General features: G+C 37.5%; 23 protein-coding genes and 2 pseudogenes. 24 read left to right on the forward strand and 1 reads right to left on the reverse strand.

The genetic code is table 11. The annotated features are described in order from the left end of the window. The 4 genes and pseudogenes from KQI83_RS12190 to KQI83_RS12205 form a co-directional block, all read left to right on the forward strand. Positions 1–533 (forward strand): annotated as a pseudogene (locus tag KQI83_RS12190) (hypothetical protein); the annotation flags it as partial. A gap of 14 nt (positions 534–547) precedes the next feature. Further along, positions 548–838, forward strand: a complete 291-nt coding sequence (locus tag KQI83_RS12195) for a hypothetical protein (RefSeq protein ID WP_216558424.1) — start codon at positions 548–550, stop codon at positions 836–838. A 64-nt stretch (positions 839–902) separates the two neighbouring features. Continuing rightward, entirely contained in the window at positions 903–1880 is a 978-nt protein-coding gene (locus KQI83_RS12200) for a hypothetical protein (protein WP_216558427.1), read from the forward strand. A gap of 15 nt (positions 1881–1895) precedes the next feature. Beyond that, positions 1896–2135 (forward strand): hypothetical protein, encoded by a 240-nt coding sequence (locus KQI83_RS12205; protein ID WP_216558430.1) that lies wholly within the window; start codon positions 1896–1898, stop codon positions 2133–2135. 44 nt (positions 2136–2179) lie between these two features. On the opposite strand, the gene KQI83_RS12210 is transcribed toward KQI83_RS12205, so the two are convergent. Beyond that, positions 2180–3358 (reverse strand): IS110 family transposase, encoded by a 1179-nt coding sequence (locus KQI83_RS12210; RefSeq protein ID WP_216558433.1) that lies wholly within the window; start codon positions 3356–3358, stop codon positions 2180–2182. 738 nt (positions 3359–4096) lie between these two features. Between KQI83_RS12210 and KQI83_RS12215 the strand changes: the two genes are divergently transcribed. The 20 genes and pseudogenes from KQI83_RS12215 to KQI83_RS12310 all read left to right on the forward strand — a co-directional run bounded on the left by KQI83_RS12215 (position 4097) and on the right by KQI83_RS12310 (position 24055). Beyond that, positions 4097–4369: a hypothetical protein gene (locus KQI83_RS12215; RefSeq protein ID WP_216558436.1), complete on the forward strand. Its 273-nt coding sequence runs from the start codon at positions 4097–4099 to the stop codon at positions 4367–4369. Between the two features lie 154 nt (positions 4370–4523). Then, positions 4524–4802 (forward strand): hypothetical protein, encoded by a 279-nt coding sequence (locus KQI83_RS12220; protein ID WP_216558439.1) that lies wholly within the window; start codon positions 4524–4526, stop codon positions 4800–4802. 10 nt (positions 4803–4812) lie between these two features. Further along, entirely contained in the window at positions 4813–5037 is a 225-nt protein-coding gene (locus tag KQI83_RS12225) for a hypothetical protein (RefSeq protein WP_216558441.1), read from the forward strand. Positions 5038–5409: 372 nt separating this feature from the next. Continuing rightward, entirely contained in the window at positions 5410–5610 is a 201-nt protein-coding gene (locus KQI83_RS12230; RefSeq protein WP_216558444.1) for a DNA-directed RNA polymerase subunit M, read from the forward strand. Between the two features lie 36 nt (positions 5611–5646). Continuing rightward, complete coding sequence (gene rffA / locus KQI83_RS12235; RefSeq protein WP_216558446.1) at positions 5647–6780, forward strand: dTDP-4-amino-4,6-dideoxygalactose transaminase; 1134 nt, start codon at positions 5647–5649, stop codon at positions 6778–6780. Positions 6781–6782: 2 nt separating this feature from the next. Next, positions 6783–7736 (forward strand): glycosyltransferase family 2 protein, encoded by a 954-nt coding sequence (locus KQI83_RS12240; RefSeq protein WP_216558449.1) that lies wholly within the window; start codon positions 6783–6785, stop codon positions 7734–7736. 67 nt (positions 7737–7803) lie between these two features. Next, positions 7804–9222, forward strand: coding sequence for a sugar transferase (locus KQI83_RS12245; protein ID WP_216558452.1), 1419 nt, complete (start codon positions 7804–7806; stop codon positions 9220–9222). After that, positions 9219–9983 (forward strand): glycosyltransferase family 2 protein, encoded by a 765-nt coding sequence (locus KQI83_RS12250; protein WP_216558455.1) that lies wholly within the window; start codon positions 9219–9221, stop codon positions 9981–9983. Before KQI83_RS12245 ends, KQI83_RS12250 begins: the two co-directional genes overlap by 4 nt. Continuing rightward, a complete protein-coding gene (locus KQI83_RS12255) occupies positions 9977–10705 on the forward strand; it encodes a glycosyltransferase family 2 protein (protein ID WP_216558458.1) in 729 nt (242 codons plus the stop codon). The genes KQI83_RS12250 and KQI83_RS12255 overlap by 7 nt, the downstream gene beginning before the upstream one ends. Before the next feature lie 137 nt (positions 10706–10842). After that, entirely contained in the window at positions 10843–12021 is a 1179-nt protein-coding gene (locus KQI83_RS12260; RefSeq protein ID WP_216558460.1) for an LCP family protein, read from the forward strand. Between the two features lie 38 nt (positions 12022–12059). After that, positions 12060–13886: a glutamine--fructose-6-phosphate transaminase (isomerizing) gene (glmS, locus tag KQI83_RS12265; RefSeq protein WP_216558463.1), complete on the forward strand. Its 1827-nt coding sequence runs from the start codon at positions 12060–12062 to the stop codon at positions 13884–13886. 100 nt (positions 13887–13986) lie between these two features. Beyond that, on the forward strand, positions 13987–14421 hold the full coding sequence (locus KQI83_RS12270; RefSeq protein WP_216558467.1) for a GtrA family protein: 435 nt from the start codon (positions 13987–13989) through the stop codon (positions 14419–14421). A 155-nt stretch (positions 14422–14576) separates the two neighbouring features. Beyond that, on the forward strand, positions 14577–16019 hold the full coding sequence (locus KQI83_RS12275; RefSeq protein WP_216558470.1) for a S1C family serine protease: 1443 nt from the start codon (positions 14577–14579) through the stop codon (positions 16017–16019). A gap of 61 nt (positions 16020–16080) precedes the next feature. After that, on the forward strand, positions 16081–17004 hold the full coding sequence (arcC, locus tag KQI83_RS12280; RefSeq protein ID WP_216558473.1) for a carbamate kinase: 924 nt from the start codon (positions 16081–16083) through the stop codon (positions 17002–17004). Positions 17005–17382: 378 nt separating this feature from the next. Next, positions 17383–18810: pseudogene (gene pyk / locus KQI83_RS12285) on the forward strand (pyruvate kinase); the annotation flags it as partial. A gap of 39 nt (positions 18811–18849) precedes the next feature. Continuing rightward, the gene (locus KQI83_RS12290) at positions 18850–20229 is read left to right on the forward strand and encodes a DUF6056 family protein (RefSeq protein WP_216558480.1); all 1380 of its coding nucleotides are present in this window, start codon (positions 18850–18852) and stop codon (positions 20227–20229) included. Positions 20230–20242: 13 nt separating this feature from the next. Next, a complete protein-coding gene (locus KQI83_RS12295; protein WP_216558485.1) occupies positions 20243–21313 on the forward strand; it encodes an N-acetylmuramoyl-L-alanine amidase in 1071 nt (356 codons plus the stop codon). Between the two features lie 81 nt (positions 21314–21394). Next, complete coding sequence (locus KQI83_RS12300) at positions 21395–22087, forward strand: DNA alkylation repair protein (protein ID WP_216558488.1); 693 nt, start codon at positions 21395–21397, stop codon at positions 22085–22087. A 78-nt stretch (positions 22088–22165) separates the two neighbouring features. Further along, positions 22166–23300 (forward strand): peptide chain release factor 2 gene (gene prfB / locus KQI83_RS12305; RefSeq protein WP_442969783.1). Its coding sequence is split into 2 segments (ribosomal slippage): positions 22166–22228 and positions 22230–23300, totalling 1134 coding nucleotides; the frame shifts between segments, so codons are not numbered across the junction. Beyond that, the gene (locus KQI83_RS12310; protein WP_216558493.1) at positions 23297–24055 is read left to right on the forward strand and encodes a TIM44-like domain-containing protein; all 759 of its coding nucleotides are present in this window, start codon (positions 23297–23299) and stop codon (positions 24053–24055) included. The genes prfB and KQI83_RS12310 overlap by 4 nt, the downstream gene beginning before the upstream one ends. The last annotated feature ends 3 nt before the right edge of the window (positions 24056–24058 follow it).

Raw genomic sequence — 24058 nt, forward strand, 5'->3', positions numbered from 1 at the left:
CCAAGTCTTATATAGACGATGAGACGTGGGATATGGTAGAGAAAGCATTCCGGGGAGTGGTAGTTGGAGTAAATGCCGCAGTGGCAGCGGACTATTATGGAAATGTTGGGAAGGTGGAGAGTGGTAGAAACACAGCAACGACAATAGATTATTCTTATAAATTTGATAGGGAATTAGCCAATTTTAATGATGGTTATGAAATAAGGACAACAGTAGATAAAGATTTAATATTAGTGCAGTATAGTTCTGACGCACCAGATGCATCCTTATGTTACTGGACAACGGTTGATGAAGCAAATGGAATTACAACATTGAATGATTATATGGATAAGTTGGCTTTATCAAAAGATTGGGGAAACAGAAATACTGTAAAAGTTGCGAGAATTCCTGCTGGAACGGAGGTTAAGTATGCTGTAGGAACTGCGAGAGAACAATTATTGATTGCAGACCCTAGACCAGGTGGTGGAGTTCAATATTTATTTAATCAATTTGATACAGATTGGATAACAGAGATTAGAAGTTTTTCAAATTAAAGGAGATTGCTATTATGGATAAAAGACAAGAATTATTAAAAAAATTGGAACTATTAGTACAAGAAATTGATAAAGCCAAGGAAATGGTAGATGATGAAAAAAGTCAATACTTAAATAATTATGAAAATAGAATTGAAGTCGTAATAAAAAAATTACGGGATGGTACATTACCTGCTTCTAAAGGTGGACTTATTGGTACAATGAGAGGGATTTCAGAATATGACAGTTTGGCATCTATAAAAGCGTTGTACGATGCGGCATCTGATGTGGATTTGTTTTATAGCAAAGAATGTCAAAAATGGTAATATATTATTTTAATTATGTCTCCACATAAGGACAAAACTTAAAAATCTTGCCCAGGAAATCAGTATGCGAACCATTTCCTTAAGTGAAGGGCAATATCATAGGGCAGTGGAAGTTTTAGAAGGGGAAGATAACGAGAAAAAAAGACAATTAGAAACACTTATCGGAGTCACCAGAGGAAGTTCCGGAAGCAGCAGGATGGAGGAAAAGATAAGAGAAATCCTAAAATACTCTGTTGGAAATGGAAATCTGGAAGATGAGCTTGATGTGGAAAGCACAGAGTCGGGAATCAGCCAGAAAAGGAAAATGATTACCAAAGTAGAGGAGTTAAAACAACAGTTTAAAAAGGGGAAGATTACACAGGATGAACTAATCAGCCAGATTTGCGAATTATACCATGTAGAAGATTATGGAAGCAAAATAAATTATTCTCTGGCAGTGAAAAAGTATCAGCCGGAAAAGAAGGCAGCCATAGTAAGTGACATCTTTTCTACGGTGTTATATATCATAGGAGAAGATGGAATTGATGCAGAAAAGATAGAGGAAATACGTCAGAGTGTAAGTGCCAAGTCTTATATAGACGATGAGACGTGGGATATGGTAGAGAAAGCATTCCGGGGAGTGGTAGTTGGAGTAAATGCCGCAGTGGCAGCGGACTATTATGGAAAGGTTGGGAAGGTGGAGACCAGCTATGGGAAGTCAAGTGGAAAATTAAACTGGGACGCAATTGTTAGTAAGAAAGGTGAAACTAGAGTTGATCATATTAATCGACATGCGGTTCCAAATAATAGTCGAGAAACACATGGTGTATTTAACGGGAATCCGATAGATATGGTAAATGATGCATGGGAACAACGTCATTTGGTTGAACCGATATCGGATGGAATGGGAGGAACAATTTATAACATTCCGTACAAAAATGCAGGTTATGAAAGTGGATATATTAACACTGGTGCTCAAATGGATTATATAACAATAGTAACGTTGGACGAAAGTACTGATTTAATTACGGCATTTCCGTCTTTTGGAGATTATCATAAGTGATGGGAGGAATCTAAAATGTATAATATCGGTTACTGTAAGATATGTAAGCAAGGCTTACTTGAAATTGCTCAAGATAAATTAACTAAAAAAATATTTATATGTTGTGATGAATGTGAAGCAGAGTGGGATAATCCGGAGGATGCATTAAAGGGTATCAATGGAACAAGGAATAAATATGGAGAAATAGAATATCCCAAAATAGAAGATATACTAAGAGAAAAATGGAATGTTTCAATAAATGAGCATCACAACTAAGCCTCCCCATCGGCAGGCTTAAATCCTAGTCTTACTATCAGTCATTAACAAAATTTTTTAGGTTCATAAGGCTTACCATCCCGTAATACGGCGTAGATTACGGTGGTAAGCTTTCTTGCTACTGCGCCGGTGGCAGTCAGGTGGTGTTTGCCCTGTTCACGCTTCTTTTTGTAATAGGCATTTAGAGGACTGTTGTGAAAAGAGCAGGTGGTTGCAGCAAGGAAGATTGCATGCCTCAGGTAAGGGGAACCTCGTTTTGACATGTGGTTATGTATGCTGTTAAATTCGCCGGATTGCCTTACGGTTGGATCAATGCCGGCGGAGGCAACCAAGGCAGATGAACTTTTAAATCTATTTTTATCACCAATTTCAGCTAAGATGGTTGCAGCAGCAATCATGCCGATTCCCGGAATTGTATGGAGGTAACAATCAAACTTCTCATAGTAACTGAGAAGTTCATGGTCAAGAGCTTCCATCTGTTCATCAAGGAAATTCAATCTGTCAATAAGCTGTTTTAACTGGAAAGCGAACGCATCTTGTGCTATTTTAATACCAAAGGTATCCGCCGCAGCTTCTTTGATAGAAACAGCTTTTTTCATGGTAAGCTTGTTGTAGCTCTTATCTTTTATGATTTCAAAGAGCTCATCTATCGGGACATTCTGAATGTTCTCAGGGGTGAGGTGATTTTCCAGAATGCCCATGGATGTGCTAAGCCATAGAGAGGAAAACTGTTTTTCGTACTCTGGGAAAATCTGTTCCATAATTGCACTGATGCGAAGCTTAATTTCAGTTCTGGAGGAAACAACAGAATCTCGATAACGGCATAACTGTGGCATGGCAAGTATGTTTTCATCCGCCATGGAAGTTGTTGAAAACTGCCCAAAGCGTATTACTTCTGCAATCAGAAAAGAATCTATGGAGTCATTTTTTGTTTGTCGGATATACATTTTTCTGAGAGAATCAGACTTGATTGGATTGATTACATAGATGGTGTATCCTTTTGATTTGAGGAAAGAATAAATAGGATACCAGTAATGACCAGTGGCTTCCATGCCGAATACACAAGGCGAATTACCGATATTTTTGAAAATAAAAGTCATCAGAGAATCAGCACCTTTGTATGTAGTTGCAAAGCGAAGCGAATGTCCGATTTGTTTGCCTTCCGAAGAAACAATAGAAGCTTTGTGATGATTTTTTCCAATATTAATGCCTATAATGTACATAATAAAAATCCTTTCTTTTGTTTATTGCAAGTAGATAGAATCCTTACTTCAATGCGGGTTACAATCTGGTTAGATATACGAAGTACAGAATAGATACTGCCAACATCCAGTTAATACGCAAAATCCTGCAAAGCAGAGGGAGCAGTCTCAAACAACGAAGTCACAAGTGCTTCAAGAGTGGTGATGCACACCTCTATCTATTACAGGATTATTGTGATATAGGAATGTAATAAAAGCAATAGATAGATAAAGACTACTTAGAATTCCTATGTGTATAGCATACCAGAGTGGCAGTCCATCTTACGGAGCGTATAGTACTAAAATTGATTCGAAGGTTACTGTAATAGAAAAGCAAGAATTGCCAAGCTAGTTAATTGATACTTATAAAGATGGGCATTATCGTACTGTAGTAACTAATGAAGATATTACCGTATATCGTTCATTTGGATATAATGCGGAAGCAGGAGGCGCATTTGCTACAAGCAATTCTGCGTTAAGTAGAGTTCAAACAAAGGTCGATAGTGCAATACTTCCAGAGTGGAAAAACACACTGAGGTATGAAGCGGAGATTGTTATTCCTAAAGGAACAACATTAAATATAGGGCGTGTAGGCGAGCAATATACCATGAGTGGTGCGAGACTGGCAGGCGATGCAGATCAAATTCTATTACCACAAAATTGGGATTTAAATTGGATAAAAAATATAAGAGAAGTAAAACCTTAAGGAGATTATAACTGATGGATACAAATGAGTTATTGAAACAAATTAATAAAGTCATAGACCTGTTGACAACGCGTTTGCAGGATGATCCAGATAGACCTATTTTAAAAACATTATATGGTAGGTACATAAAAGCCAAAGAGATATTAATTAATAATGAGGATATAAATAGAATAATGATTGGCGGTGGATGTAGGGCATATTTAGATGCATTTAGTGATTACATGAATCCATTATTAATAGAAATGGACAAAGCTGAAAAAATGTTATCTGAATTACGAAATAAATAATAGTATTTAATTATGTCTCCACTTAAGGACATCTATCAGGAAGTGATTCATTAACACAATATAATTTATTTTATGGTCTAGGTAAAGTAAAGAGAAATGATTATATTGAATTGGTTCCAGGGTCAGTAAGAAGATTAAGGTGAGGTGACTAAATATGAATATGGAATATTCAGAAAATGAAGTGAAATGGATTTATAATAATACAGAATATAAATATGAGGTATCAGAAATTGAATTTGCAAGTGATATGTCACAATGTCTTTATATTGAAATGATTCAGGACGGTATATATGAATACAAATTAGTTGATTTTGAGGGAAAAGATATATGTAGCTATAATGAAAATAGTAGATTGAAAATTTATGATATGGACGGTTGCTCACATGAAAGTAATTTAGAAGATATAAATGATATCCTTTTTTTTGGAAGATAGAGTTTTGGTAATGAATAAAAAAGAGAAAATATTGATATATGGCAGAAATGGGATATGTAATGGTATAATTAAGCCACCGTTTGGATTTATATTTTCTAGATTTTGTAATGCAAAAAAATTAGAAACAGTATGCCAAGGAAGTATACAGCAGGCAGATAATTATGGAAGGGTTGATTATAGATTTGAATATGATTTTTTGACAAATTCTTGGAATAAAAAATCTCTTGCATACTAAAATACAGATGATGTATATGCATCAAAGGTAAGCAAAGATTATTATCCCAAGTGCACCAGTCTGGGCGATTAAATGTAAATCGTATTAATAATGGGAACTTGAAATTGTTAACCAGAGCAATTCACAGACACATGAAACCGAATTTGGTTCCCACATACTAAGGGAAAATTAATATAATTTTAAGGAATACCATACGCAATTTTTTCATGCTTTTTCTGAAAGAAAATCCACCCAAATCCCCGGTATAGTTTGGAAAAAAGCATTTAAAAAAGGCAAAAAAGGGGTAAGTTTTCAAAACTTGCCCTTTTTGTGATTCAATGCTACAATAGGAAGACGGATTATAAATTGTAAGGCAGGATGTGAGAAAGACCGATGATGAAAGTATTTATCTGCCCTGGATGCGGCAGCATGACAACAGTATCCAGAAGAAAAGAAGTGACATGCTATAAATGCGAAGGAATCAAAATGGTGCCTTCAAAGTTAAGCTTTGCCCAATATAGTGAAATGGATGAGCAACAGAGACAGGATTATGCCCAAAGTTGGTTATACATTCGAGAACGTAATAAAAAGTAAGAAAAAATGAGAAAAAGTGAGAAAAAGGAGTAGAAAATGATACACTTTAACGAGCCGCCCTTTACAGGGAAGGAATTTGAATATATGAAGCAGACAATAGAAAATGCACATATTTGTGGAGACGGGATGTTTACTAAGAAGTGTCACGCATGGTTGGAAGAACGGATGCAAAGTCCAAAGGTGTTGCTGACTACTTCATGTACCCATGCACTGGAGATGGCAGCACTTTTGATTGGAATACAACCGGGGGATGAAGTGATTATGCCATCCTATACATTTGCTTCTACAGCTGACGCATTCGTTATGCGAGGTGCAAAAATTGTGTTTATAGATATTCGCCCGGATACCATGAATATAGATGAAACATTGATAGAAGATGCCATTACAGATAAAACCAAAGCGATTTGTGTAATGCATTACGCAGGAGTAGCCTGCGAGATGGACACTGTTATGGAGATTGCCAATCGTCATCATTTAGCAGTGGTAGAAGATGCGGCTCAGGCAGTAATGAGTAGTTATAAGGGAAAACCATTAGGAAGTATCGGAGATTATGGATGCTATTCCTTCCATGAAACTAAGAATTATTCTATGGGAGAAGGAGGAGCAATCCTGATTCGTGATATTACTAATCGTGATAAAGCAGAAATTATTCGAGAAAAGGGAACAGACCGTAGCAAGTTTTGGCGAGGAGAAGTGGACAAGTATACCTGGGTAGATTTTGGTTCTTCTTATCTTCCAAGTGATATGAACGCAGCATATTTGTGGGCACAGTTAGAAGTGGCTGATGAAATAAATGATAAAAGACTGCATTTGTGGAATACTTATTACAAAGAACTAGGAACATTGGCAGAAGAAGGAAAGATAGAACTTCCGGTAGTACCAAAGGAATGCAAACACAATGCCCATATGTTTTATATAAAAACAGACGATATCGAGCAGCGTAGTACCTTAATTGCATTTTTAAAGGAAAGAGGCGTAGGCGCAGTATTTCATTACATTCCGCTTCATACCGTGGCAGCAGGAAAGAAGTATGGCGAATTTCACGGAGAAGACCGCTATACTACCAAGGAAAGTGAGCGATTATTGAGATTGCCACTTCATTACAATGTAAGTGAAGAAGATGTGCATTATGTATGTAAACAGATTAAGGAGTTTTATAAAAGAGGCTAATCATGAAAAAACTTTCATTTGTAATTCCGTGTTATAACTCAGAACACACGGTAGGACATGTAGTAAACGAGATAGAAGAAGCATTTCAGGGAAATGACCGATATGAGTACGAAATTGTTTTAGTAAATGATGCATCTCCCAAGGATGATACCATCGGAGCAATTCGAAAGATTGCCAAAGAAAATCCAAGAGTCATTGCAGTAAATTTGTCCAAGAACTTTGGACAGGACAGTGCCCTTATGGCAGGATATTCCATTGCCAAGGGAGATTATATTGTTTCCTTAGACGATGATGGACAAAATCCGGCAAAAGAAGCGTGGAAACTTCTGGACAAGATGGAAGAAGGCTGGGATGTTGTCTTTGGAAAATATAAAGTAAAAAAACACAGCAAATTTAAAAACTTTGGAAGTAAAGTAAATGATCTTATGGCAGACGCACTTTTAGACAAGCCAAAGGACTTAAGATTATGTAGTTATTTTGCCATGGATCGTTTCGTAGTAGAACAAATGTTGATGGATAGAAACTCTTTTCCTTATATCTGGGGATTGATTTTACGTTCTACCAATAAAATGACCAATGTGTATATTGAACATCGCATAAGAGAAGAAGGAAAATCTAACTTTACATTGATGAAATGTTTAAAAGTATGGTTCAATGGCTTCGTAGCGTTTTCCGTAAAGCCACTTCGGTTTTCTGCTTTGGTAGGAGTATTAGTTGCTATGCTTGGTTTCTTATATGGAATCTATGTGGTAGTAAAGGCAGTTTGCTTTGCAGAACCGGTAGTAGGCTGGAGTTCTCTTATGGTAGCGTTATTGCTGATAGGCGGAATAATATTGATTATGCTGGGATTGTTAGGTGAATATATTGGACGCATGAATTTAAGTATTAATAATACACCACAGTATATTATTCGCGATATTTATCGACAAACGGATGGCGACTTAAGGAAAAATTAAGAGATTTTAAATGTTTTGAGAATCTTCTTAGTGTAAACTAGGATGGAAGATTGTTGAGGGATATACTATGTACAAGAAACAGAAAACGGGATGGGTGAAACATCTGGACTTTCTCATAATTGACCTGATTTGTCTGGAAATGGCATTTCTGGCATCCTTTGGGATAAAGTTTGGAGATAGAGCACTCGTATCCTCTATTGTAAAAGAATATTATGTCAGATTAGCGATTGTGCTACTGTTGATGGATTTATGTATTGTATTTTTGTTAGAGGCATATACCGGAATCCTGAGAAGAAACAAAGTACAGGAACTGCGGGCGGTAATTGTTCATTGCAGTATTGTTTTTGCAGCAGTTACAGTGTACTTGTGGGGGACAAAGCAGTCAGAAATTTATTCCCGACAGGTAATTATGGTATTCTGGGGATTAGCTATTTTCTTCGAATACTTTGCACGGTGTGCCTGGAAGATTTATATTCGTCAAAAAATGATACGAGGAAAGCGTTTTTCACAACTGATTGTAATTACAGAAGACCGATATGCAACAGAATGTGTCCGAGAGTTTCAAAGGGATCGTTATAAAGAATTTGAAGTTGCGGGAATTATTATCGTTGACAAAGAGCGAATCGGAGAAGAAATATATGGAGTTCCAGTTGTTGCAGATGCAGATACCTGTTTGGAATATGTAAGAGCCAATGTGGTAGATGAAGTATTCATTAACGGAAATACCAGAGAAAGCAGCGAAGCACTTGCCAATGAATTGCTGGAACTTGGTGTTACAGTGCATTTTAGTTTAGTACATGAATCACAGCTTATGCCAAATAAAATGGTAGAACGCTGCGGAAGATATATGGTGCTTACTTCCAGTATGAAGATTGCATCCACCAGACAGTTGTTTGTAAAACGTGCCATAGATATTATAGGAAGTTTAATCGGATTATTGTTTACGGGAATTGCATTTATTATTTTTGCACCGATTATTAAGATTCAGTCTCCGGGTCCTATCTTCTATTCTCAAATCAGAATCGGAAAAAATGGACGTAGATTTAAGTTTTATAAATTTAGAACCATGGTAGTAGGCGCAGATGCTATGAAAAAAGACCTGATGGAGCAAAATGAGATGGAAGGTCTTATGTTTAAAATGGAAAACGATCCGAGAATTTTTGGAATCGGAAGATTTATGCGTAAGTACTCCATAGATGAGTTGCCACAGTTTTGGAATGTATTAAAAGGTGAAATGAGCTTAGTTGGGACAAGACCACCGACAGAGGAAGAATTTGAACAATATGAGTTACACCACAAAGCTCGTTTAGGAATAAAGCCTGGACTTACCGGAATGTGGCAGGTAAGCGGAAGAAGCGATATCAAGAACTTTGAAGAAATTGTAGCATTGGATACACAATATATATCAAACTGGTCATTAGGTGTGGATATTCGTATTTTGTTCCGCACAGTTCTGGTAGTATTGACCGGGAAAGGATCCGTATGACAGATATTTCAATTACCATTGTTGCTTATAATGACGAAGAAGATGTAAGAAATGCGGTATGTTCTATTATGGAACATACCGCTGTAACTATTCAAAAGAAAATTTATATTGTAGACAACAGTACCAATAAGAATCAATTGGAGAACTTTTGTAACCAATGGGATGAAGTGTATTATCGAAAACCAAAAGAAAATATTGGATTTGGAAAAGGACATAACTATGTACTTCCGGAACTGGATTCTAAGTACCATGCCATTGTAAATCCCGATATTCTCTTAAAAGAAGATAGTTTTCAGATTCTCTTGAATTTTATGGAAAAACATCAGGTGGGAATGGTAGTTCCACGAATGACGGATGAAAACGGGAATTTTCAGGCAGTTTATCGTAGAGAACTTACCGTATTTGATATGGGAATTCGTATGTTTTTATCTTCTCATTTCAAAAAGCGGCAGGCATATCATACCATGCAGGATATGGATTGCACCAAGCCCTTCCAGGTACCCTTTGCACAGGGCAGTTTTTTAGTGATTCAAACAGAGTTGTTTCGTCAGTTTGGTGGATTTGATACCAGATATTTCATGTATATGGAAGATGCAGACTTGTGCAAGCAAGTGAATGCTTGCAGTAGTTTGTATTACTGTCCAGATACTACAGTAATTCATAAGTGGGAACGCGCCTCCAAGAAAAATGGAAAGTTACGACGGATTCATATAGCTTCCATGTTTCGATATTTCGGTAAGTGGGGGTGGAAATTATGGTAAGAACAGAGAAAATATCTGTTGCAATGATAAGTTATAATGGAAAAAAGTACATAAAAGAACAACTGGACTCCATTTTTTTGCAATTAGAAGTACAAGACGAAGTAATCGTTTCTGATGACGGTTCCAATGACGGAACTCTTAACATATTGGAAGAATATCAGAAAACAGAGCCACGTCTACAGGTAATCAAAGGTCCGCAAAGAGGGATTAAGAAAAATGTAGAAAATGCGTTAAAACATTGCAAGGGTGATATTATTTTTCTGGCAGATCAGGATGATATCTGGAAACCAAACAAGGTTGAACGGGTTTTGCAGGTGATGAAAGAACAAAATGGTGCGCTGGTAATACACGATGCGGAAGTATTTCACGACAATCCCAAAGAGATTACCATGGAATCCTTTTTGACATTTCGAAATGCCGGGGCAGGCGTATGGAAAAATATCTGGAAAAATGGATATATTGGGTGTTGTATGGCGTTTCGTAAAGAGGTGTTGGAAACGGTACTTCCCATTCCTGATTCTATAGAAATGCATGATCAGTGGATAGGAATACTGAGTGATTTTTATTTTGGAAAGTCTGTATTTTTAAAAGAAGCATTATTAAGTTATCGCAGACACGGAGAGAACAGCTCTGCCATGAAACACTATGGAATCCCAAAGATGATACGCAATCGCGTGGTTTTTCTACTGCGTTTTTTAGGAAGGATTCTCCATATTTGCTAGAAATAGAGAAAAGTTTTAATAAAATTTTAAGAAAAATTACAGTTGTTAAATGAAAAAAAATATTATAAGATAGGTCTTGTATATTGTAAAAATAAGGGAATTACAAGGATGAGTATAAGCGTGAGAAAGGTGAAGATATGTCAGATAATAGAAGAAATACAAGAAACGGAAATGTAGATCCAAGACGTCAGCAGCCTAAAGTGAGCAAGAAGGCAATGCGAAAAAGAAAGAAAAAGAGAAAAATAGTTTTACTTATTGTAGAAGTGATTATACTGATTGTGGTTTTGATAGCTTTATGGGCATGGTCAAAGTTAGATAAGATTCAGACAGATGAAAATTTCGGAAAAGACGTAGCAAATAAGGAATTAACAGATGACACCAAGGATATTCTGGGAGAATATACTACAATTGCGTTATTCGGTCTGGATAATCGTTCTAATGGTAATTATAAGAGCGGAAACAGTGATGTTATTATGCTGGCGCGAATTGATAATGAAACAAAGGAAGTAAAACTGGTATCCGTATATCGTGATACGATGTTAAATATGATGGATGACGATGATGCAGAGGCATATAGTAAGGCAAATGCAGCATTTAATATGGGTGGACCGGATCAGGCAGTCCGCATGTTGAATGTCAACCTGGATTTGGATATCAAAGAGTATGTTGCATTTGACTTTAATGCAGTAGCAGAAGCAGTTGATTTGTTAGGCGGTGTTGAGGTAGAAATCAGCACAGAAGAAGCAGTTGCAATGCATGGATATCAGGAAGAAGTTGCTGAGATGATAGGTAAGAAGTCTAAGGAATTAAATGTTGGTGGAACTTATAACTTAGATGGTGTTCAGGCAGTTTCTTACGCAAGACTGCGTTATGTAGGAAACGGTGACTTCCAAAGAACGGAACGTCAGAGACTGATTGTGAATAAAATGGTAGAAAAGGCATTATCATCTGATATGGGAACTGTAAATGAGTTGATAGATACTGTATTCCCACAGATTAAGACCAGTCTTTCCAAGACGCAGATATTAAGCCTTGCAAAGGATGCAATGAACTATTCCATGGGAGATAATGCAGGATTCCCATTTGATCAGGAAACAGGAAGCTTTAAGGTAAGTTACCAGAGCAAGAAGGCAAGTTGTGTAATTCCGGCAGACTTGGCAAGCAATGTAAAACAGTTACATGAGTTCTTATATGGAACAACCGACTATGTAGTAACAGACAGTGTACAGAATATCAGTGATGAAATTGAAAAAAGAACAGGCGTAGAGGCTCCGGAAAAAGATGAGTCAGACAGTAGTAGTACAAGCGGCAATTAAATTGATGGCAAGGAAAAGAGATAGCAGGAGGAAATAGTATGTGTGGAATTGTAGGATATATAGGTGAATCCCAAGCAGCTCCGATTTTACTGGACGGATTGTCAAAATTGGAATACAGAGGATATGATTCCGCAGGAATTGCAGTATTTGACGGAGAAAATATTCAAATACAAAAAGCAACAGGCAGACTGAAAGTGTTAAGCGAGTTGACACACGACGGAACTACTATGCCGGGAACTATCGGAATTGGTCATACCAGATGGGCAACTCATGGCGCACCATCAGATGTGAATGCACATCCGCATTATAATAAAGACAAGACCATTGCAGTTGTGCATAATGGAATTATCGAAAATTATGTTAAATTAAAGACACGTTTACAGGAAAAAGGATATACTTTTGTTTCCGAAACCGATACAGAAGTATTAGCACATCTTTTAGATTACTATTATACAGGAAATCCGATTGAGACTATTACCAAGGTAATGCATCGAGTAGAAGGTTCTTATGCTTTGGGAATTATTTTCAAGGATCATTCTGATACGGTATATGCAGTGCGAAAAGACAGTCCTTTAATTGTAGGAAAAGGAAAAGAAGGTAATTTTATCGCATCAGATGTGCCGGCGGTTTTGAAATATACCAGAGAGGTGTATTTTATTCAGAATGAAGAGATAGCTGCGCTGACAGAGGATACAGTTACATTTTTCAATATTGACGGAGAAGAGATTCAGAAAGAATCCAGTACGATTGAATGGGATATCAATGCGGCTGAAAAAGGCGGATATGAGCATTTTATGTTAAAAGAAATGTACGAACAGCCAACAACTGTTCGTGATACCATTAGCCCAAGAATTAAAGATGGAAATATTGTAATTGAAGAATTGGGAATGACCGATGAGGAAATTCGTAAAATCAGACGAATTCATATTGTAGCCTGTGGTTCTGCATATCATACAGGAGTTACGGCAAAATATGTGATTGAAGATATGGCAAGAATTCCCGTTGAAGTAGATGTTGCATCAGAGTTTAGATATCGTAATCCAATATTAGAAGAGGATTCACTGGTAATTATTATCAGCCAGTCCGGAGAAACAGCAGATTCTCTGGCAGCATTGCGAGAAGCCAAAAAGCGTGGAGTGAAAACACTTGGTATTGTAAATGTAGTAGGAAGCTCCATTGCCAGAGAAGCAGATAGCGTTATGTATACCTGGGCAGGACCGGAAATTGCGGTAGCTACCACCAAAGCATATAGTGCACAGTTGGTAGCAGAATATTTATTAGCTATTAAATTTTCACAGGCACGAGGAACTATAACAGAAGAACAGATTCAAAGTATGCTCTGTGATTTGCAAAAACTTCCGGAACAGATTGAAATGCTTTTAAATAATAAAGAAAAAATTCAACGTTTTGCCAATCGATATGTTGCTGCAAAAGATGTATTTTTCGTAGGAAGAGGAATTGATTATGCTATCTCTATGGAAGGTTCTTTGAAGTTGAAGGAAATATCTTATATTCACTCTGAAGCTTATGCGGCAGGGGAATTAAAGCATGGAACGATTTCTTTGATAGAAGAAGGAACTTTGGTTGCAGCAGTGGTAACACAGGAGGATTTGTACAAAAAGACCATTAGCAATATTGTAGAGTTAAAGTCGAGAGGTGCGTTTGTATTGGCAGTAACCAATACCGGACATACCGAGATGGAAAATTCCGCAGATTATGTAATTTATATTCCACAGACCAATAAATATTTTACCAACTCCTTAGCAATTATTCCGTTACAGTTGTTCAGTTATTATGTAGCGGTAGGTAAGGGATGTGACGTAGATAAGCCTAGAAATCTGGCAAAATCCGTGACTGTTGAGTAAAAAGCTTGCAAAAAAAAACAAAATACGGTAGAATGGGAAAGTTGATGTGGGGAAACGTCGACTTTCCTAAGTTTCGTAAGGATAAATGAGAGAGGATATTATGAAAAAGATTTTAATGCAGTTTTGCAAGTTTAGCATGGTAGGCGTAGTAGCGTTCCTGATAGACTATGGTTTGCTATTTGCGTTTACTGATTTATTACACATGCATTATCTGATTTCGTCCATGTTGTCATTTTCTGTGGCAACGGTATTTAATTACATATATAGTACCAAGTATGTATTTGAATGCAGAGAAGAGCAGCGTAAGGCAGGACAGTTTACAGTATTTTTATTATTAAGTGCATGTGGACTTTTGTTAAATTCCATGTTAATGAAGACATTTGTAGAGAATATGGCATTTCATTATATGGTAGCTAAATTATTCTCGGCAGTAATTGTTTCTATCTGGAATTTTATATCAAGAAAAATATTTCTGGAAGAAGGTATCAAAGAAAGACTTTTTGCCAGAAGACAAGAGTTATTGCGTGATCGTTAGCGCGTAGAAGAAGAGTCCGACAAGCGGACCCTTTTTTCATTTTCTTAACAAAAACATATATTTTTAAAGTATTTATCACAGATTTGTCACAAATCTATCGTAAACTCCTTAATATAAAAAGAAAAGAAAGCAAAAGAGGAAAGGAGAGTTGCGTTATGGAACAAAATAATAACAACAACAGCAACAATAACAATACTTCAGATTCTTTATATTCATATAGTTATATCAACGAAGATAATCAGGAAAGAAATCCGAACTATTATGAGAAACAGGAGTCTGGCAACCAAAATTATACGAATTCAGGAGCTTATACAAATACCTATACAGACGCAAATGCATACAACAATCCGCAGCAGGGAAAGAAGCCGAAAAAGGCAAAAATAAAAAAGAAACATGGATTTGGAGGAACGGTAGGAAAAGCAGCAGCGGTTGCATTAGTATTTGGAATGGTATCAGGTGCTACATTTTATGGAACCGGGTATGCTATTGATTATGCCAACGGAAAAGTAACCACAACAAGCGAAAAGACTGTGACACAGACAAGCAGTAATACCAAGAGCAGTGGAAGCATTTCTGCAACAAATGTAAGTACAGCAACAACCGTAAATGATGTTTCGGATATTGCAGAAAATGTAATGCCATCCATTGTTTCTATTACAAATATGGGACAGCAGACAGTAAACTTCTTTGGACAACAGGTAACACAGGATGTAGAAGGAGCTGGAAGTGGTATTATTATTGGACAAACTGATGATGCAATATACATTGCAACAAATAACCATGTAGTAGCAAACTCCACACAGTTGACAGTAAACTTTATTGATGATCAAAGCGTTGCAGCAGAAATCAAAGGAACAGATACCAGCACAGACCTTGCAGTAATTTCCGTAGCAGTAAGTGATATTCCAAAAGATACACTTAGCAAGATAAAAGTAGCAACACTTGGAGATTCCGATAGTCTTAAGGTTGGCGAAGGTACTGTAGCAATCGGAAATGCATTAGGATATGGACAGTCTGTAACCACCGGTGTTATCAGTGCTTTGAACCGTGAAGTAACTGTACAGGACGAAAATACAGGAACATCTGTTACCAATGACTTGATTCAGACAAGTGCAGCAATCAACCCAGGAAACAGTGGTGGTGCATTACTGAATATGAAAGGCGAAGTAATCGGTATTAACTCTGTAAAATACTCCGATGAACAGGTAGAAGGAATGGGATTTGCAATTCCAATTTCTCAGGCAGAACCAATTATCAATGATTTGATTAACCGTGAAGTAGTAGATGATTCTAACTCCGCATACTTAGGAGTTGCCGGTCAGGATGTTACTTCTGATATAGCAAAAGCATATGGAATGCCGGAAGGTATTTATGTTACTCAGGTAAAAGAAGGAACAGCGGCAGAAGCAGCTGGTATTCAAAAAGGTGATATTATCACAAAGTTTGATGGCAAGAAAGTAAGTTCCATGGAAGCACTGAGAGATAACATGCAGTATTATGCAGCAGGAACCACAGTAGAGGTGGTAGTTCAGACGAACCAAAACGGTGAATGGCAGGAACAGACATTGTCAGTAACACTTGGCAAGAAAAATGGCTAAATTTTTCTTTTAAAATCCCTCGAAGTGTGGTAGGATAGGAATATATGCAGGAGGGATTTTCATGAGAAAGAAAAAAATTGTAATTGCATTAGGACATGATGCATTAGGAACCACATTACCAGAACAAAAGAGCGCAACTAAGAAAACAGCCAAGGCGGTAGTGGATTTTATAAAAGATGATTATCAGGTAGTAATTTCTCATAGCAATGGACCACAGGTTGGAATGATTCATACTGCAATGGCAGAATTTTGCAGAATCTATCCAGAATACACAGCAACTCCAATGTCTGTGTGTTCTGCTATGAGTCAGGGATATATTGGATACGACTTACAGAATGCTATTCGTACAGAACTTTTAAACAGAGGAGTTTATAAGCCTGTTTCAACTATTTTGACACAGGTATGTGTAGATCCTTATGATGAAGCTTTTTATCACCCAACCAAGGTGATTGGTCGTGTTATGAATGAAGCAGAGGCAGAAGCAGAAGAAAAGAAAGGCAATCATGTAGTTAAGACAGAGGAAGGCTATCGTAGAATCGTAGCTGCTCCAAAGCCAATGGATATCGTAGAGATAGACGCAATCCGTGCATTAGTGGATGCAGATCAGATTGTAATCGCTTGTGGTGGAGGCGGAATCCCTGTACTTGCACAGGATAATAATCTTAAAGGTGCCAGTGCTGTTATTGAGAAAGATTTTGCAGCAGGCAAATTAGCTGACATGGTAGATGCTGAAATGTTAGTTATTTTAACCGGAGTAGATAAAGTTTGTTTAAACTTCGGTACAAGCGAAGAACAGCAGTTAGATGAAATGACTGTAGAAGAAGCTAAGAAATACATGGCAGAAGGCCAGTTTGAAGAGGGAACCATGCTTCCAAAGATAGAGACTGCAATTGAATTTATTGGTAATTCCGCAGTTAGAAAAGTACTCATTACCAAGTTGGATGGGGCATCCGGAGAGAGTCATGGGACCGTTATCCATAAATAAAAAGTTAAGAAACCGTAGAAAATTAAAACTTACGGTTTCTTTTTTTTGATTTATTTGTTATAATATGGACTGTAGTGTCTCTGTGACATTACGAATAAGTTGATATTCCTTGAAAATTCAAGGGTTTGAGCGTAGTATAGGAAAGTGTCAAAAGGGACATACTGCAAAGCAGTATTGCCATATTGCACCGAATTGCATCTGAAAAACGAGTTTTTCAAGTGCAATTTAGTGCAATAATCACACATCACTTTGTGATGTGTGCCCTTTGACACGTTAAATAGTTACGTTGCAAAATTTGAATTTTAGGAGTATTCTAAATCAGTTATCAAATTTTGATAGATAGATTGCAATGATGCAAAAGCAAAGAGAGGTAGAAAGATGAAAAAAGAAAATCTGAGAAAAACAAAAATTGTCTGCACAATGGGACCTTCTACAGAAAAGGATGGCGTTTTAGAACAGTTAATGCTTGCCGGTATGAACGTTGCAAGATTTAACTTTTCACATGGTGATCATGATGAACAGATGGGACGTTTAGTAGAGTTAAGAAGACTTCGTGAGAAGTTAGGACTTCCAGTGGCTGCACTTCTGGATACTAAGGGACCAGAAATCCGTTTAAGAGAGTTCAGAGAAGGAAAAGTAAACTTAGTAAAGGGACAGACCTTTACCTTAACTTCTGAAGAAATCCAGGGTGATGAGACAAAAGTTTCTATCAGCTATAAAGAATTGGTAAACGATGTAAAGGTAGGAGATACTATCTTAATCGATGATGGTTTAATTGAATTAAAAGTTAAAGATTTAACAAAGACAGACATCGTTTGTGAAGTTGAAAATGGTGGAAAAGTTTCTAACAAGAAAGGTGTTAACGTACCAAACGTAGACCTTACAATGCCTTTCATCAGTGAAAAAGACCACTCTGATATCGTATTTGCAGTAGAGCAGGATTACGATTTTATCGCAGCATCTTTCGTTCGTACAGCAGATGACGTACTTCAGATTCGTAAGATTTTAAAAGAGAATGGAAATGATACAATTAAAATCATTTCTAAGATTGAAAATATGCAGGGTGTAAATAACATCGATGAAATCATCGAAGTATCTGACGGAATCATGGTAGCTCGTGGAGACATGGGTGTTGAAATTCCATTAGAAGACGTACCTGTTATTCAGAAAATGATTATTAAGAAAGCAACTAAGGCTGGAAAGCAGGTTATCACTGCAACACAGATGTTAGATTCTATGATTAAGAATCCAAGACCTACAAGAGCAGAAGCAACAGACGTTGCAAACGCTATTTATGACGGAACAAGCGCAATCATGCTTTCCGGAGAAACCGCTGCTGGTGATTACCCTATAGAAGCTGTTAAGACAATGGTTCGCATTGCAGTTCGTACAGAACAGGATATCAACTACAGATCAAGATTCAAACAGAGAGAGACTTTGGACAACCCAGATATTACAAATGCAATCTCTCATGCAACTTGTACAACAGCACATGACTTAAATGCAGCAGCTATTATCACAGTATCTAAGTCTGGTAGAACAGTACAGGATGTTTCTAAGTATCGTCCAGCTTGCCCAATCATCGGAGGAAGTACTTCTGAAAAAGTTTGCCGTCAGTTGAACCTTGCTTGGGGCGTTGTTCCAGTATTAGTTGATGTAAAAGAAGACATTGATGAATTATTTGATCATGCACTTGAAACTGCTGAAAAAGCTGGAGTTATCGAAAAAGGTGATATCGCAGTTTTAACAGCTGGTGTTCCACTTGGTGTATCCGGAACAACTAATATGATTAAGGTGCGTGTAGCAGACTAATAGATAGAGCCGAAAAGGCAAAGGAGTAATTGTTTGCAACGAATAAGTGACCAGAAAAAATGTGAGTGGCTGGAAAGAGCATGCTATTGCGTGTTCTTTCTGGCAGCATTTTTTTTATGTAGAATAATTAAATATAGTGATGGCGATGATGCCTATTTTTACCAGATGGCGCACAGTATGGGATTTTTTGAATACCTGAAGATGCGCTATATTACATGGGAGGGAAGAATGACCTCCGAAGCTATGACCTACATTTCCATGTATTTGGGAAAGACATTTTGGAACATAGCAAATGCCGGAATGCTTACATTATTGGTGGCAGGTCTGGTGAAGATTACGAAGAAAATTAGCGGCGCAATGGAACCACAGAAGGAATGTGCATTGACATTTTTTATGTGTACAGGAATTTTAATGATGGGAATACCGGTAATTGGATATGCAGGATTTTGGATTACAGGTTCCACATTTTATTTGTGGTCTGTTGTGGCAGGTATCTGGGCAGCAGTTCCTATAGCAGAACTGGCATTTTCTCCAAAGACAGTTAGCTGGAAGAGTTATCTGTATGCAATTCCATGTGGATTTATTGCATCCATGGGATTGGAACAGATAGCGGCAGTGGTAATTACCTTTGGCGTATTGGCAGTGGCATATCATTTTTGGAAAGAGAAAAAGGTGCATGTATGGACTGCGGTAGAAACAGTGATAATGATAGTTGGCTTACTGTTGCTTTTTGTTTCACCGGGAACAAGTGCCCGTGGCGGACAGGAATTAGAATGGATGCCGGAGTTTGATACCATGAGTGTGCCGCATCATATATTTATTACAGTACAGTGGATATTAAGCGGATTTGCTAATTACCACAAAGTATTTGTAAGTGCAATACTAATCATTGCATTGGTATATTATTTGCAGAAAGAAAAAGAAACTAAACAAAAAATTATTTTTAGTATTCTGACAGCAGCAGGTGTCCTTAGTACTTGGGTAAGTATTTTAGGAATTAATGTGTTTTCGGAATTGGGGATGGGGATTTCAGAGGGAATGGTACCGGTGGAAAAAACCGCTACCTTAGCATCCTTAAGCGGGATACAGATATTTGCCTGTATCTGGCAGATAGGAATATTAATTTTGCTAGGTGTCTTTTTGTGGAAAGTAGGAGAAAGTTTATTAGAAAAATGTGTAATGGTATTGATGCTGTTAGCGTCTCTTGCAAGTGCCGCCGTTATGTATTTTTCTCCTACAATGTATGTTTCTGGTGCAAGAGTTATGTTTGTGACAGCAGTGCTCTTGTGGCTTTTGATAGGAATATTGTTTGCAAAAGTAAAAAATTACAGACTGCAATCAGTAATAACAGGGTATGTTGCAGTGGCAGGCGTAGCAAACGTAATTGCTTATGCCGTGAATTTTATAAAATAAAGGGGAAACGCAAATGAAAAAAAGAGGTTTCTTGGTACTGTTGATAATGATGGCAGTACTATTGGCAGGTTGTGGAAAAGAGAAAAAAGTAGAACAAACAAGTCAAAAACAGGAAGAAGTTCCGACGCAAGAGGAAACAAAAGAAATCACCGAAACAGAAGAAGACAAGGGACAAGGAAGTATTGTACAACAAAATCAGCAACAGGAAAATGTTGCACCATTGCCTGCCTTGAATCCGGATACTGTAGTATATGCCGAAGAAGAAGTGTTAACTACGGACAAAGTAAATGTGCGTACACTTCCATCCAAAGACAGTGAAGTATATGAGGTTGCAGGAAGAAGAACGAAGTTTTTGCGTACGGCAGATGACGGAACATGGAGTGCAGTACAAATTGAAAATCAGGAATACTATATTGCATCAGAATATTTGAAATTAGCCTCAGAAATGACAACAGGTGGACATCTGATTGTGATTGATGCCGGACATCAGGCAAAGGGAAATAGCGAACAAGAACCCATAGGACCCGGAGCGTCAGAGACAAAGGCAAAGGTTGCAGGTGGAACAACAGGAACCACAACCGGACTAAAAGAATATGAACTGAATTTGCAGGTATCATTAAAGCTACAGGAAGAATTAGAAGCCAGAGGATATGAAGTTATTATGGTGCGTACTACCAATGATGTAAATCTTAGCAACAGTGAGCGTGCAGCCATAGCAAATAATGCCGGTGCAGATGCATTTATTCGTATTCACGCAAATGGTTCGGATAATAGTAGTGAAAACGGAATTTTAACGATTTGTCCAACAGCTTCCAATCCATATATGGGAAATCTTTATAGTCAAAGCCGTGCCCTTTCTGATTGTGTGTTAGACGGAGCAGTAAATGCGACTGGAGCCAATAAAAAATATGTCTGGGAAACAGATACCATGAGTGGAATCAACTGGTGTACAGTGCCGGTAACGATTGTAGAAATGGGATTTATGACCAATCCTACAGAAGACCAGAACATGGCAACTGACAGTTATCAACAGAAACTGGCGCAGGGAATTGCAGATGGAATAGATGCATATTTTGGAAATTAGAATCATAAGAATGGCAGTCTGATAATGGACTGCCTTTTTCTGTTGCAAGAATAGTCAAGAATGTGAGAACGGGAGAAAAATATGAGAGCATACGATAATCATTGGATAAAAGAACAATTAGAGGCTTTAAAAGAACCAGAATATCAAAAATTCACGGCAAGCCTTTTGCCCGGGGTAGAATCCATTTTAGGGGTAAGACTTCCGAAACTTCGTGAACTTGCAAAAAAACTTGCCAAAGACAACTGGAAAGAATACTTGCAAGAAGCTCAGGATGACTCCATGGAGGAAATTATGCTGCAAGGAATGACCCTGGGATATGCAAAGGGAAATTTACAGGAAAAAGAGACATTTCTGCGGGCGTTTATTCCGAAAATTGATAATTGGTCGGTATGTGATAGTTGTTGTAACAGCATAAAAATAGCAAAAGAACAGCCGGAAGAAATGTGGGAGTTTTTGCAGGAATATTTGCATTCCGAAAAAGAATTTGAAATTCGTTTTGCACTGGTACAGTTGTTAGATTACTATGTAAAGGAAGAATATTTGCAACGTGTATTAACAGAAATTGATAAAATTTCCAGTGAAGCATATTATGTGGAAATGGCACAGGCATGGGCAGTATCTATCTGCTATCGGGAATTTCCCAAAGAGACGGAACCTTTTTTGAGAGAGAACCATTTAAATGACTTTACCCATAATAAAGCATTGCAAAAAATAACAGAATCACTAAAAGTCAGTAAAGCACAAAAAGAATACATTCGGAGTCTGAAACGATAATTACATTGACGAGCGTTTGGGAAAACTTTATAATAAAACTAATAGTGGGAATTTTGCCCATAAGAAAGAGGTGACATAATGGTTGAATTAGACCAGTTCAAAACAACATTGAACACATACAAAGAACCGTTAGTTGAAGTGAGGGATTCACTTTGACCTGGCTAACAAAGAAAAGAAAATCCAGGAATTAGAAAGAGAAATGGAAGCTCCTGATTTTTGGGATAATACAGAAGTATCCCAACAGAAAATGAAGGAGTTAAAGAGCTTGAAGGATGACGTGGAAACATATGCTCATTTGACGCAGCAATATGACGATATTGAAACATTGCTGGAAATGGGATACGAGGAAGAAGATGCATCATTGATTCCGGAGATTCAGGAAGCGTTAGAAGAATTCAAGCAGACCTTTGAAAATATCAGAATTAAGACGTTATTGTCCGGGGAATATGATGGAGAAAATGCCATTGTGTCCTTGCATGCCGGAGCAGGAGGAACAGAATCCTGTGACTGGAATGCAATGCTATATCGTATGTACAAACGTTGGGCAGAGGACAAGGGATTTACCGTAGAAGTATTAGATTCCTTAGATGGTGATGAAGCCGGAATTAAGTCCATTACCTTTGAAGTATGTGGAGAAAATGCATACGGCTACCTTAAGTCAGAAAAAGGAGTACATCGTTTAGTGCGTATCTCTCCATTTAATGCAGCAGGAAAACGCCAGACTTCCTTTGCATCCTGTGATGTAATGCCGGATATTGAAAAAGAATTAGATATTGAAATTAAGGATGACGACTTGCGGATTGATACTTATCGTTCCAGTGGAGCCGGTGGACAGCATATCAATAAGACATCTTCTGCAATTCGAATTACCCATCTTCCTACCGGAATTGTAGTGCAATGCCAAAATGAGCGTTCCCAGCATATGAACAAGGATAAAGCAATGCAAATGTTAAAGGCAAAGCTGTACTTGTTAAAACAGGAAGAAAACGAGAAAAAAGCAGCAGATATCCGTGGAGAAGTAACAGAAATTGGCTGGGGAAATCAGATTCGTTCCTATGTTATGCAGCCATATACCATGGTAAAAGACCATAGGACAAATGCAGAGACTGGAAATGTAGATAGTGTTATGGATGGAAATATAGATTTGTTCATTAATGCATATTTGAAATGGAAAAGTCTTGGTTGTCCGGAAAAAATGGGAGAGAACGAATGAAAGGCTTAGTACTGTTTGGAGTAGTTCTGCTATGCATGATAATTGCAGTTGTAATATTAGTAGAATACATTAAGAGAAAAGTGCGTGGATTTTCCAGAGAAATATTCGGGACAGACTCTTTGACAGAGGGCTGGAGGAAGCAGGAAGAAGAACTTTCTGTAACTCCGGCATCCGTATCTGGAATGACACGAATACTGGAACCGCAGATACAAAAGGACTTTCCGGAGTTTAACTGGGTTCAGTTTAAAAATAAGGCAGAAGAAGTGTTGCGGGTATCATTATTGGCAATTACAACACAAAGTATGGAACAAATGTCAGATGCCTCAGAAGCATTAAAAGAACAGGTAGAAGGCAGGATTTTGGAAAATCAGACAGCAGGTGTTAGAGAGGTCTATGAGCGAATTCGTATTCATCAGACAGAGATTGCCAAGTACGAAAAGAAGAACGGACGTTGTATTGTTACACTGCAAAGTGCCGTAGAACACATTCATTATAAAGAAAAAGGCGGAAAAATTCTGTCAGGAAAAAAAGATTTGTTGGAACAAACAAAATATAATATGGAACTAATGTATATTCAAAATGAAAATATGGCAAACAATAGCCATGGAGTAGGACTTACCTGCCCAAATTGTGGTGCCCCTATTCAGACGCTTGGAATTAAACGTTGTGAATACTGTGGAAGTGAAGTGGTACCAATCAATATGCAGGTTTGGTCTTTGCAACATTTTTATGAAGTTACATACCAAAGGGTGTAATGT

The sequence above is a fragment of the Roseburia sp. MSJ-14 genome (genome assembly GCF_018918225.1).
Classification (GTDB): Bacteria; Bacillota; Clostridia; order Lachnospirales; family Lachnospiraceae; genus Petralouisia.